Origin of the sequence: Neisseria sp. P0009.S008 (assembly GCF_051958615.1) — a bacterium.
Classification (GTDB): domain Bacteria; phylum Pseudomonadota; class Gammaproteobacteria; order Burkholderiales; family Neisseriaceae; genus Neisseria; species Neisseria subflava.
In genome coordinates this window covers 178,083-190,700 of sequence record NZ_JBQCVG010000001.1, presented here as the reverse complement: position 1 = coordinate 190,700, position 12,618 = coordinate 178,083, and the positions used below count along the sequence as shown (strand labels likewise).

At 48.7% G+C, this 12,618-nt stretch carries 9 protein-coding genes and 1 pseudogene; 8 read left to right on the top strand and 2 right to left on the bottom strand.

From position 1 onward, the window contains the following. The first annotated feature begins 26 nt into the window (after nucleotides 1–26). From ACTHSQ_RS00900 to ACTHSQ_RS00890, 3 genes are all read left to right on the top strand, one after another. Nucleotides 27–917 (top strand): NAD(+) kinase, encoded by an 891-nt coding sequence (locus ACTHSQ_RS00900; RefSeq protein WP_440370944.1) that lies wholly within the window; start codon nucleotides 27–29, stop codon nucleotides 915–917. A 26-nt stretch (nucleotides 918–943) separates the two neighbouring features. Further along, nucleotides 944–1,249 carry a hypothetical protein gene (locus tag ACTHSQ_RS00895; RefSeq protein WP_049332487.1) on the top strand — a complete coding sequence of 102 codons (306 nt, stop codon included), beginning with the start codon at nucleotides 944–946 and terminating at the stop codon, nucleotides 1,247–1,249. Between the two features lie 285 nt (nucleotides 1,250–1,534). After that, on the top strand, nucleotides 1,535–3,979 hold the full coding sequence (locus ACTHSQ_RS00890) for a TonB-dependent receptor (protein WP_440375938.1): 2,445 nt from the start codon (nucleotides 1,535–1,537) through the stop codon (nucleotides 3,977–3,979). Between the two features lie 172 nt (nucleotides 3,980–4,151). Here ACTHSQ_RS00890 and ACTHSQ_RS00885 read toward each other — a convergent pair whose 3' ends face one another. Next, nucleotides 4,152–5,453, bottom strand: a complete 1,302-nt coding sequence (locus ACTHSQ_RS00885; RefSeq protein ID WP_003679774.1) for a hemolysin family protein — start codon at nucleotides 5,451–5,453, stop codon at nucleotides 4,152–4,154. A gap of 101 nt (nucleotides 5,454–5,554) precedes the next feature. Continuing rightward, nucleotides 5,555–6,862, bottom strand: a complete 1,308-nt coding sequence (locus tag ACTHSQ_RS00880) for a replication-associated recombination protein A (protein WP_440370942.1) — start codon at nucleotides 6,860–6,862, stop codon at nucleotides 5,555–5,557. A gap of 151 nt (nucleotides 6,863–7,013) precedes the next feature. On the opposite strand from ACTHSQ_RS00880, the gene ACTHSQ_RS00875 reads away from it, so the two are divergent. From ACTHSQ_RS00875 to ACTHSQ_RS00855, 5 genes and pseudogenes are all read left to right on the top strand, one after another. Beyond that, nucleotides 7,014–7,388 (top strand): hypothetical protein, encoded by a 375-nt coding sequence (locus tag ACTHSQ_RS00875; protein ID WP_440370941.1) that lies wholly within the window; start codon nucleotides 7,014–7,016, stop codon nucleotides 7,386–7,388. 86 nt (nucleotides 7,389–7,474) lie between these two features. Then, entirely contained in the window at nucleotides 7,475–8,884 is a 1,410-nt protein-coding gene (thrC, locus tag ACTHSQ_RS00870; RefSeq protein WP_440370940.1) for a threonine synthase, read from the top strand. Nucleotides 8,885–9,112: 228 nt separating this feature from the next. After that, entirely contained in the window at nucleotides 9,113–10,879 is a 1,767-nt protein-coding gene (gene msbA, locus ACTHSQ_RS00865; RefSeq protein ID WP_003685634.1) for a lipid A export permease/ATP-binding protein MsbA, read from the top strand. An 85-nt stretch (nucleotides 10,880–10,964) separates the two neighbouring features. Beyond that, nucleotides 10,965–11,741, top strand: coding sequence for a ferredoxin--NADP reductase (locus ACTHSQ_RS00860; protein WP_003685780.1), 777 nt, complete (start codon nucleotides 10,965–10,967; stop codon nucleotides 11,739–11,741). A 71-nt stretch (nucleotides 11,742–11,812) separates the two neighbouring features. Beyond that, nucleotides 11,813–12,555, top strand: a pseudogene (locus tag ACTHSQ_RS00855) (uroporphyrinogen-III synthase). Nucleotides 12,556–12,618: the final 63 nt, after the last annotated feature.

The following is a 12,618-nucleotide window of genomic DNA, read 5'->3' as shown; positions in this document are numbered from 1 at the left end:
CACTTAATTTCAGACGGCCTACTACCATGAAAAGCCCATTTAAAAACATCGGTATCGTTACACGTCCCAATACGCCCGAAATTCAAGATACCGTCCACACATTGGTTTCTTTTCTGCGCGAAAACGGCTTCACCATCTATCTGGATGAATTGAGCGTAGAAGAACACTGCGTCTATATCCAAGATTCCGCCTACTGCGAAATCGTAAACAAAGCCCAGCTGGGCAAATATTGCGACCTCGTCATTGTACTCGGTGGCGACGGCACCTTCCTCTCCGCCGCCCGCGAAGTCGCCCCCCGCGCCGTCCCCATCATCGGCATCAATCAAGGCCACTTAGGCTTTCTTACCCAAATCTCACGCGACACCATGGTTGAGGGCATCCGCCCCGTACTGGAAGGCAAATATCTGCCCGAAGAACGCATCCTCATTGAAGCCAGTATCATTCGTGACAGCGAAACCATCGAACGCGCCCTCGCCCTCAACGACACCGTACTGTCTCGTGGCGGTGCAGGACAAATGATTGAATTTGAAGTATTTATCAATCAAGAATTTGTCTATACCCAACGTTCGGACGGCCTGATTATTTCCACACCGACAGGTTCGACCGCATACGCGCTTGCCGCCGGCGGCCCCATCATGCAGGCCGGTCTGCACGCCTTCACGCTCGTGCCCATCTGCCCGCAATCCATGACCAACCGCCCGATTGCCATCTCCGACACCAGCGTGATCGAAATCCTCATTACCAAAAGCGGCGACGCACGCGCACATTTTGACGGACAATCCCATATCGACGTGCAAAACTTCGACCGCATCATCATCCGCCGCTATCACAACCCCTTGCGCGTCCTCCATCCCACCGATTACCAATACTTCAAAACCCTGCGCCAAAAGCTGCATTGGGGCGAACAATTGATTTAAACACCACTTCAATAAATAGGCTTACCATGAAAACCATTTCCCAAACCTTAATCATCGCGCTGTGCGCCCTTTCCTCCCTATCCGTCTCCGCGCACGGCATGCACAAAAGCAAACCCTTGTCCTTTGAAGAATTGCCGAAAATCTGCCAGCAATACTTTACCCGCGCGGATGCGTGTTACCAAAAAGCAGGCGATAAAGCATCGTTCCAACGCGACAACACAAAATACCTGCGCCAAATCTTGCCCGCCGCCGACGTAGGCCAACGTGAACGCATGTGCCAAATTGCCATGGATACATTCGCTGAAAAAACAAAAAACTTGAGTTGCGAATAAAGGTCTCAGTCTTAGCTCTAGCAATTTTTGATTTTATAAAAAGGCCGTCTGAAACATTGGATTGTTTCAGACGGCCTTTTTAAAATTTTATAACTAATTATTAATAATTAGTAAATACTAAATTATACCAATATTTATAATTATTGATAATAATCAAAAATAATTAAAATATAAATGTTTATTCATGATAATTACCGTAGAAAAGATATATCATGACGCCTTTCGTAATGTGATATCAATAAAGGATAAGCGGTGAAACAACAATTTTTATGTAACAAAAATAAAATGTTATGCGCCATTTTGGCTGTTTTCTCAGGCCAGTCATTTGCAGAAGAACTTCCTCAAGTAGATATACCTGAAGTCAAAGTTGTCGGTAATGCGCCTTCAAGTAACTGGCGTTTGCAGCCTGGCGCAAAAGACTATCTAAGAGATGGAGAAGTTTTAACTACAAACGATTTAAAAACAAAACGCGCCGTATCGCTCGGACAGACTGTGGAACAAGTCTCCGGCGTTCAAAATAATGCTTACGGCCCTAATACCGGCGTACCGCAAATCCGCAGCTTGAGCGGCTCGCGCGTATATGTTAGTGAAAATGGTTTGGGTATTTCGGATGCTGCTTCAATCAGCCCCGATTTGCCGCTGATGGTCAATCCGTTCATGGCGGAAAAGATTACCGTTTTAAAATCATCGGCAGCAGTCTTGTATGGCGGCAACGCGATTGGCGGCGCAGTTGACGTCGATACCGGCGTGATTGCCACAGCACTGCCTGAAAAAGATTTAAACGGCAAAGTCGAAGTTAGCGGCGGCTACAATACGCCGCGTGTCGCAGCGTTCAAATTAAACGGCAAGGTCGGCAATTTGGCTTGGCATTTGTCGGGGGCAGACACTCATGCCAATGATTACCGTATCCCCGGCGATTCCAAACCGGCCGCCTGTTACGATCATGCCAATATTTATAGCTCTCGCCTGATGTGGGCATGTCAGGTTACGCCCGACATTACCGAAACCTTAAACAAAGGCTATTACCGTTATGTCGCGAAAGACATTCCGGCTTTCATTGAACAATGGAAACGTTATAACGACGGCTCGGAACCTGATGAATCTGAATTGTACAAATTAAACAAACCATCCTGGGGCGATTGGGTAGAAAATCCACTTTATGACGGCAGCCCAAACTTTAGAAATAAAGTCATCAATGCCATGAAAGACGATATGCCTGTTGAAAAAGGCCGTCTGAAAAACAGCCATTTGAGCAATCAAAACTTTGCTTTTGGCCTGAGCCATATCGGTGAACGCAGCTATGCCGGCGTATCCGTCAGCCGCTTCTTGAGCAAATCCGGTATTGCAGGCTTTGGCTATTACAATTTTTCCGAATCAGGCCACCACCACAGCGGTACCCGCAAAGCACCGGTACGCGAATACGCTTCCGTACACGCCCAACAAACCCGTTGGCAGGCAGAAGCCATGTACCGTCCATTGACGCCATGGATTGAAAACATCAAATTCCAAGCCGCCTATACGCAAAACCCAACATCCGAATACTTGGGCGACACCAAAATGCAAACTTTGGACAGCAAAACTTTCCAAAGCCGTTTAGAGTTCAATCACAAAGCAGGTTCTTGGTTGAAAGGTACATTGGGCGCAGATTGGAAACAGCGCAGCACCGAATCTTCAGGCATCAACGGCAAACGCACCGGAAACTATGCCTACCTGCCCGATACCGACAGCAAAGAATACGGCATTTTCGCTTTGGAAAACTTCAAGTGGAAAAACTGGAATGCATCTTTGGGTTGGCGACATGGCGAAGTCCGCCACTCGGTCGACATCGGTGATTACAAACCTGGACGCAATAGCTCGACCGTTAAAGGATTGGAAGAGAGAGGCCGTCTGAAATACAGCTTGAACCACTATCATACAGGCTTAGGCGTAGATTTGTTTGACTTCTTAAAACTAGGCGCACGATACAGCCGTTCACAACGCGCCCCTGAAGTCAACGAGTTGTATGCAGGTGGCGATCACTATGCCCTGATGGCTTCCGAATCACACTGGGGAGCCGATGTCCTGCGTCCGGAAACAGCAGGCACTTGGGAGGTAAACGGAGAAATCGGTTGGAAAGACGGCCGCTTCCGTGCAAGCTGGTATAAAACCCAATTTAAAGACTATACCTTCCTAGTAGATGCCGCACATGACGGCGGCCAACGCCTGCCAACCAAATACTGGCGCTCCGGCGACACCCAGCTTCACGGCGTGGAATTGGAGGTAAACCAATGGTTTGACCTGAATAAATACGGCACATTGGAAGCCCGCCTGTTTGGCGACTTCGTACACAACCACGCCGATTTGGACGACGAGCGTAACAGCACATTAGGCAATGGCAACCGTGTCCGCAACAACGGCTATTACATGCCCAATATGCCCGTATCCCGCTACGGCGCGAGCCTGACATGGAATAAAGGCAACTGGCAACTGGGCACCAGCCTGACACGCTACCGCCCTGCCAAACATACAGGCCACATGGCTGCCAACTACAAAGAGCCTGTTTTGGGCGGCTATACCATGTGGGATATGTACATGAGCCATACCACCAAACATGGAAAATCGACAGCCGAATGGTTCTTCGATGCACGCAACCTTGCCAACCGTACCGCAAGACCGCAAAACTCCATGCTCAAATATATCGCACCATTGCCGGGCCGCTCCGTCCGCGCCGGTGTAAGGCTGACGTTCTAAGTTGAAAATAAAACAAACCGGATTTCCAGTTGATGGAAATCCGGTTTTCTTTTTTGATTATTTGATTTTCAGACGGCCTTTTATACAACTTAAGAAAAGACATAAATCATAAGCAACTTATTTCAAGATGGCCCGTTTTCATCTGATACTACAAATATTCCTTTAAAGCCTATTACATTTTCCCCACCATATTTCCTTGTTTGGAAACCAAAAGCTGGTCGATTTTCAAATTTTCGGTATCGATGATTTCAAATTTATAACCGGCATAAACCAGAAAATCCGTACGCTTCGGGATTTTTCGCAGGGAATACATCATAAAGCCGGCGATGGTTTCGTAGTTTTCCGAATTGGGAAACTCTTCAATATCCAGTGCGCGCATAACATCGGTAAGCGGCGTGGCACCATCCACCAACCATGTGTCTTCTGTACGGCGGATAATTTGCGGCTCTTCTTCGGTATTGACCAGCTCGCCCATAACGATGCTCATTACGTCTTTCAGCGTTACCACACCGACCACCAGCGCGTATTCGTTCACCACTACGGCAAAGTCTTCGCCGGAAGTCTTGAAGGTCTCCAATACATCATAAAGCGACAGCGTGTCGGGGATAAACAAGGCTTTACGCAACACGCGCTTGTCGGTCAGGCGGACGTCTTTTTCTTTTAAAAACAAGGTCAGCAGCGTATGCGATTCGATATAGCCGATGACACGTTCCAAGTCGCCGTCGCATACGAGAAATTTATTGTGCGGTTTGTCGGACATCATTTCCAACACGGTATCGCTGTCGTCGTGTTTATCAAAATAGGCGATATATTCGCGCGTACTCATGGTGGAAGTGACCGTACGCTCCTGCATATCAAAAATGTTTTCAATCAGATAGTGTTCTTGTTCTTTCAATACACCAGCCTGCGCACCGGCATCAACGACGGCATAAATATCTTCCGAGGTCAGCTGCTCCTGACGGACGGTTGAGATTTTGAAGAGTTTGAATATTGCGTTTGCCAACCCGTCAAAAACCCAGACAAGGGGCTTTAAGATAAAAATCAAAAACATCATCGGACGGACAATGCGTACCGCCACCGCTTCGGGATGGGTCATTGCCATACGCTTGGGCATCAGGTCGGCAATTAAAATAAAGCTGCCTGTAACCAGCGAGAAAGTCAGCAAAGAGGCAACTGTGCTGCCCCAACTGCCTGCATTCTCCAACAGCTTGCCAAAATACGGACGTATTGCCGCCTCGCCGACGATACCGGCAAGAATGGCGACGGCGTTCAATCCGATTTGGACAACGGTAATAAAACTGCCCGGCTGCTGCTGCATATTGATTACATCAAGCGCACGCGTATCGCCGCCGTCTTTCGCCATGACCTGCAATTTGATTTTGCGTGCCGAAGCAAGCGCGAGTTCGGAACAGGACACAAACGCACTAATAACAATCAGCAGGCACAATAATAGTAAGGCTTCAAAAATATTCATGAAAATTTGTGTGTATGGTATAGGTTAAAAATATTCAAACAGCAAAGGCCGTCTGAAAAACTCAATTTGATCTTAGATTTGTATTATGTTCATTTACTGTTTTAATCATCCAGCGCATCTTCATCCAAGGATTTCAGCCATTTCAGCTTTTCGCCAATTTTGATTTCCAATCCACGCGGGACGGGTTGGTAGAAATCGGGTTCGTCCAAGCCATCGGGCATATAGCTCTCACCGGCAGCGTAGGCATTCGGCTCGTCGTGGGCATAGCGGTATTCACGTCCGTAACCCAACTCTTTCATCAACTTGGTCGGCGCATTGCGTAGGTGGACAGGCACTTCGTCGCTGGCATTTTCTTTGACGAAGCGGCGCATTTGGTTGTATGCCTTATAGCCCGCGTTGGATTTCGCGGCGGCGGCAAGGTACAACACGGCTTGAGCCAAAGCGAGTTCCCCTTCTGGCGAGCCTAAGCGCTCATAAGTAGCGGCGGCATCATTGGCAATCGTTAAGGCACGCGGATCGGCCAAGCCGATGTCTTCCCATGCCATACGGACAATGCGGCGGGCGAGATAACGCGGATCGGTACCACCGTCGAGCATACGGCAGAACCAATACAATGCCGCATTAGGATGCGAACCGCGCACAGATTTGTGCAACGCGGAGATTTGGTTGTAGAAACTCTCGCCACCCTTATCAAAACGGCGGATTTGCGCACCCAAACTGTCTGCCAGAAATTCGGCGGTTAGGGTTTTCAGACGGCGTGTATCGGCAGCGCGTAAAAGTTGCTCGATCAAGTTCAACAATCTGCGCGCATCGCCATCGGCGGTATTCACGAGCAATTCTTGCGCATCCACATCAATCGTAAAATCTTGGTATTCGGGCAAAGCCAATACTTTGGCAATCAACTTTTTCAGGTCGTCTGAAGACAAGGATTGCAAAACATACACCTGCGCTCTGCTGAGCAATGCCGGATTGACTTCAAATGACGGGTTTTCCGTGGTGGCGCCGATAAAGGTTAATAGGCCACTTTCGACATAAGGCAAAAATGCGTCCTGTTGCGCTTTGTTGAAGCGGTGTACCTCGTCAACAAATAAAATCGTCGCGCGCCCTTGTTGCAAGGCAATTTCAGCTTTCTCGATTGCCTCGCGTATGTCTTTCACGCCGGAAAATACGGCAGAAACCGGCAGAAATTGGGCATTAAAGCTTTGCGCCAAAATCCGCGCCAGCGTGGTTTTGCCTACCCCCGGCGGCCCCCACAGCAACATAGAATGCGGCTTTCCTCCCTCGACTGCCACACGCAAAGGTTTACCTTCGCCGATTAAGTGCTGCTGCCCAATGACATCGTCTAAAGAATGCGGGCGCAGGCGTTCGGCTAAAGGGGCATCGGGTTGTCGGGCGAAAAGGTCGGACATAGCGGCTTTCGTGCTGGCTGATTGAAAAGAAAACTCGCTAGCATTATACGGCAGTTTCGCAAACACACATATCTGGCCGCATTACGGTATAATACATGCTATTTTGAGAACTCTTCGGGCGTTTCAGACGGCCTTGCTTACAGGAAACATCATGACTTCAAAAACTCTTTTGGCAGCTATTACATCAGTTTTTTTATTAGGTGCATGCGCTACCGGCGGCGAATCTTTCGGCGGTTTGGGCAGCGGCACAGGTATCGGCAGCAGCGTAGTGAAAATGGCGGTAGACAGCCAATGCCGTACCGAATTAAACAAACGTAACGAATGGCGCGTCATTGCTTTGGCCATGAGCGCGGAAAAACAAGCCGAATGGGAAAATAAAATCTGCGGCTGCGCCAGCGAGGAAGCGCCAAATCAATTGACCGCAACCGAAATGATGCAGGTATTGAGCCCGGCAACCCGTGAGCAGGCCATTGCTTCCGTCACCACGAAAACGGTTACCGCCTGCTTCAAACGACTCTACAAATAATCGTTCAGACGGCCTTTTTTAATATCGAGGCCGTCTGAATTCGTTTTGACTTTCTATTTGAATTTTAAATATATAGAGAAGAAACCATGAAATACATCAGCACCCGCGGTGCAACCGCACGCAAGCAATTCAGCGAAGTTTTATTGATGGGTTTGGCTCCTGACGGCGGTTTGATGCTGCCTGAGCAATACCCTCAAATCGACCGTGCTACCTTAGACCAATGGCGCACACTCAGCTATCCTGAGCTGGCGTTTGAAGTCATGAGCCTGTTTGCCACCGACATCCCTGCTGATGATTTACGCGACATCATCAACCGCACCTACACCGAAGAAGTATTCGGTACCAAAGCCATTACTCCGGTGCGCACACTTTCAGACGGCATCAAAATCCAAGCCCTGTCCAATGGCCCGACTTTGGCATTCAAAGACATGGCTATGCAATTCTTGGGCAATGCGTTTGAATATGTATTGAACAAAGAAGGCAAAGAACTCAATATTTTAGGCGCCACCAGCGGCGACACCGGCTCTGCCGCCGAATACGCCCTGCGCGGTAAAAAAGGCATCAATGTCTTCATGCTGTCACCGGAAGGCAAAATGAGCGCATTCCAACGTGCGCAAATGTTCAGCCTGCAAGATGCTAATATCCACAACATCGCCGTTGAAGGCATGTTTGACGACTGCCAAGACATCGTCAAAGCCGTACAAAACGATGCCGAATTCAAAGCCAAATACCACATCGGTACAGTCAACTCCATCAACTGGGGACGCATCATCGCCCAAGTCGTGTACTACTTTGCCGGTTATTTCAATGCCACTTCGAGTAATGATGAAAAAGTCAGCTTCTGCGTGCCAAGCGGCAACTTCGGCAATGTCTGCGCCGGCCATATCGCACGCCAAATGGGTCTGCCTATCCACCGCTTGATTGTTGCCACCAATGAAAACGACGTATTGGACGAATTTTTCAAAACCGGCGCATACCGCCCGCGCAACAGCAAACACACTCACGTTACTTCCAGCCCGTCTATGGACATTTCCAAAGCCTCCAACTTCGAACGTTTTGTGTTTGACCTGATGGACCGCGATGCAGACGAAATCAAAACCTTATGGGCTGAAGTAAGCTCCGGCAAAGGTTTCAATTTGGAATTTGTCTTAAACAAAGTACATCAACAATATGGCTTTGTTTCCGGCAAATCGACCCATGCCAACCGCCTTGCCACCATCAAACAGGTTTACGAACAAGACCGTGAATTGATTGATCCGCATACAGCCGATGGCATCAAAGTAGCGCGTGAAGTACGCGAAGTCGGCGAAACCATTGTCTGCCTCGAAACCGCGTTGGCTGCTAAATTTGAAGCCACCATCCATGAAGCGGTCGGCGAAGTTTCCATTCCCCGCCCGGCTGCATTGGAAGGCTTGGAAAACCTGCCGCAACGTGTCCGTGTTGTCCCTAATAACGCAACGACAGTAAAAGACATCATTAAGGAAGCTTTGGCTTAACCGGCTGTCTTTGACGACTGAAGAGGCCGTCTGAAACTTTTTCAGACGGCCGCAACTGGTGTTTGAGAAGTGGGCAGCGTTATTAACGACCCCACCGCATCACAGTCGTTCTCATTATAAAATCAAGGCGTTAAAATAATACCAACTCCTTTTGACTTTCAATTGCAAACATTGTAATGACAGATATTTTCGTTTAGAATTGCATGTTTGCTCTAAATCTGGATTGATATGCAGACAACACAAGCCACATCCAACTGGGAGCTGTACAAGCGTTTGCTTGGATATTTAAAAAGCTATTGGAAGATGTTTATCGTCTCCGTAGTAGCCATGCTGATTGTCGCCGGTACGATGCCGGCTTTCGGTTACTTGCTCAAACCTTTGATTAATGAAGGTTTTGTCGATAAAAACATGAAAAGCATGTCATGGTTGCCGCTGGCAATTGTGGCGCTGTTTTTCGTTCGCGGCCTGTTCAACTTCATTAACGAATATTGCACGACTTATCTGTCCAGCCACTTGGTGCAGCGTTTGCGCGGTGAAATGTTCAATAAAATGATGCACCTGCCGACTTCGTATTTCAGCAGCAATACCGGCGGCCGTCTGATGTCGCGCATTTTAAACGACGTCAACCAAATTACCGATGCAGGATTTAACGTCATTACCGTGATCGCCAAAGACGGCGTGAGCGTGGTCGGTCTGTTGGGCTTGTTGACTTATCTAAACTGGCGTTTGACCCTGATTACTTTTATTATTTTGCCGGTCGTTGCCGTATGTATCCAAACGGTCAGCAAACGCTTGCGCAAACTGTCTGCCAACAATCAAATTTACATCGGTCAGCTGATGCAGGTTTTGGGAGAAAGCATCAATGGTGAACGTGTTGTGAAAATCTATGGCGGTCAAGATTATGAAAATCGCCGCTTCAACCGTATTGCCGACGATGTGCGCCGCAACCTGCTCAAACAGGTTTCCGCCAGCTCTGCCGGTACCGGCATTACGCAATTAATGGCTTCGGTTGCACTGGCTGCGATTATTTACGCAGCGGCACGCCAAGCAGGGCTTTCAGGATTTAGTGCAGGCGATTTTATGTCGTTTTTGTCCAGCATGATCATGATGTTTGACCCCATCAAACGTATGACCGGCGTGATGCAATCCCTGCAACGCGGTTTGGCGGCGGCAGAAAGTGTCTTTACCTTTTTGGATCAACCCGAAGAGAGCAACGAAGGCAAACAAATCCTCAGCCCAAACCCTGGAGATATTGAATTTTGCGATGTTGTACACCGCTATCCTGAAGCCGAACGCAACAGCTTGAACCACATCAACCTGCTTGTACCGCAAGGCAAAGTGACTGCATTGGTCGGCGCATCAGGCTGCGGTAAAACCACTCTGGCCAATATGTTGCCGCGCTTCCTCAATCCGGATGAAGGCAAGGTTTTGATTGGCGGCATCAACATCAAGGAATATACACTCGAAAGCCTGCGCAGCCGCATGGCATTTGTCGGCCAAAACGTTATCCTGTTTAATGGTACGATTGCTGAAAACATTGCCTATGCTCAAGCTGACAAATTCAGTGAAGAAGAAATTATCAATGCTGCAAAAGCCGCGAATGCTTGGGAATTTATCCAAAAAATGCCGCAAGGTTTGCACACTGAAGTTGGCGAAAACGGTTTAAAACTGTCCGGCGGTCAACGTCAACGCCTCGCCATTGCGCGTGCGCTTTTGAAAAATGCGCCGATTTTGATTTTGGACGAAGCCACCAGCGCATTAGATAATGAATCCGAACGTTTGGTACAAACCGCATTGGAAAACCTGATGCAAAACCGTACCACATTGGTGATTGCCCACCGACTTTCAACCATCGAAAAAGCCGACAATATCGTTGTGATGCACGAAGGCAATGTAGTCGAACAAGGCACTCATCATGAATTGATCAACGCAGGCGGACGCTATTCCAACCTGCACAGCCTCAGCGAAAAATCAGCCAAACCGGCAAGCAAGTAGCTGAACACCATATTCCATTCTTTTTATTAACCTCGGCCGCCCCTACCTATTCTTTTCAGACGGCCTTATCCGACAGGAAATATCAATGGCAGCATTCAACACCCAGAAAGTCTTGTCCGTACACCACTGGACCGACGCTTACTTCACTTTCACCTGTACCCGTGACGAGTCTTTGCGCTTTGAAAACGGCCAATTCGTCATGGTCGGCCTGATGGTAGACGGCAAACCGCTGATGCGCGCATACAGCGTGGCTTCTGCCAACTGGGAAGAGCATCTGGAATTTTTCAGTATCAAAGTACAAGACGGCCCATTGACCAGCCGCCTGCAACACCTTAAAGTCGGCGACGATGTCCTCATCAGTAAAAAACCGACCGGTACACTGGTTGCCGGCGACCTGAATCCGGGCAAACATCTCTACCTCTTGAGCACCGGTACCGGTATCGCCCCTTTCTTGAGCATTACCAAAGACCCTGATGTTTATGAGCAATTCGAAAAAATTATCTTGGTTCACGGCGTACGCTACAAAAAAGACTTGGCATACTACGACCGCTTCACCAAAGAATTGCCCGAACACGAATACTTGGGCGACTTGGTTAAAGAAAAACTGATTTACTACCCGATCGTTTCACGCGAAGAATATGTACATCAAGGCCGTCTGACCGATTTAATGCGCAGCGGCAAACTCTTTGAAGACATCGGCCTGCCTAAAATTAATCCGCAAAACGACCGCGCTATGCTGTGCGGCAGCCCAGCCATGTTGAAAGACACCTGCAACGTTTTGGACGAATTCGGACTGACCGTTTCTCCGAAAACCGGCGTTCGCGGCGACTACCTGATTGAGCGCGCATTCGTCGATCAATAACGTACGTTAGCAACAGGCCGTCTGAAACCCTTCTTTCAGACGGCCTAAACCTTAATAATTTATCCCACATTATGCCTACTCTACTCATCATCCGTCCGTCCAACCGTCCACAGCAAGATATCCAAACCTGCCATACAGCCGGTTGGCAGGCTCAGGTATTGAGTCCGATTGAAATAGAGGTGGATCGTTCGGCGCAAAAAAAACTCCCCGAACAATTCAAGCAAGCCGACGTCGTGTTTTGGGTCAGCCCGACCGCTATTGAAACCGCAGCGCCGCATCTGAACTTTTCAGACGGCCACAAAGCACACATTACCGTCGGCCAAACCAGCCAACATACTTTGACGCAATTCTCCCCCTATCCCGTATTCTCTCCCGAAGACGGCAACGACAGCGAAGCCGTCTTGAGAATGCCTATTTGGAAAAACCTGCCACCCAACGCCCGAGTTCTAATCATTCGAGGTCATGGCGGCCGTGATTTTTTAGCAGACAAACTGACCGAACTGGGTTTCCAAATCGACATCGCCGAAATCTATTTCAGACGGCCACACGCCATCGATTGGCAGAACTTTAAAACTGAAGACATCGCTGCCGCCTACGTTACATCCGGCGAGCTCGCGCGCGAATTTTTCCATCAGATTCCGCCGCAATTTTCCCGATTCTTCGAATCCTTGCTATACTTTACCCACCATCCGCGTATTGCCGATGCACTTCGCATCGTCGGCGCCAAACATGTAGAAACCGTCACTTCTTTATCCGCTGCACTTTCATCCATGCCACAAAGGAGCCAAGCAGTGAACCCAGTCGAAGACAATAAAGATACCCAACAAGTTGCCAATACGGCAGCTCCGGTGCCTGAACGTTCTGAAAACACAAGGCC

Bases quoted from the DNA above. Each gene is read 5' to 3' on its own strand.
- ACTHSQ_RS00875 (WP_440370941.1), top strand. From the start codon at position 7,014: ATGACTTCAAAAACTCTTTTGGCAGCTATTACATCAGTTTTTTTATTA.
- ACTHSQ_RS00890 (WP_440375938.1), top strand. From the start codon at position 1,535: ATGTTATGCGCCATTTTGGCTGTTTTCTCAGGCCAGTCATTTGCAGAA.
- ACTHSQ_RS00895 (WP_049332487.1), top strand. From the start codon at position 944: ATGAAAACCATTTCCCAAACCTTAATCATCGCGCTGTGCGCCCTTTCC.
- ACTHSQ_RS00900 (WP_440370944.1), top strand. From the start codon at position 27: ATGAAAAGCCCATTTAAAAACATCGGTATCGTTACACGTCCCAATACG.
- thrC (WP_440370940.1), top strand. From the start codon at position 7,475: ATGAAATACATCAGCACCCGCGGTGCAACCGCACGCAAGCAATTCAGC.
- ACTHSQ_RS00860 (WP_003685780.1), top strand. From the start codon at position 10,965: ATGGCAGCATTCAACACCCAGAAAGTCTTGTCCGTACACCACTGGACC.
- msbA (WP_003685634.1), top strand. From the start codon at position 9,113: ATGCAGACAACACAAGCCACATCCAACTGGGAGCTGTACAAGCGTTTG.
- ACTHSQ_RS00885 (WP_003679774.1), bottom strand. From the start codon at position 5,453: ATGAATATTTTTGAAGCCTTACTATTATTGTGCCTGCTGATTGTTATT.
- ACTHSQ_RS00880 (WP_440370942.1), bottom strand. From the start codon at position 6,862: ATGTCCGACCTTTTCGCCCGACAACCCGATGCCCCTTTAGCCGAACGC.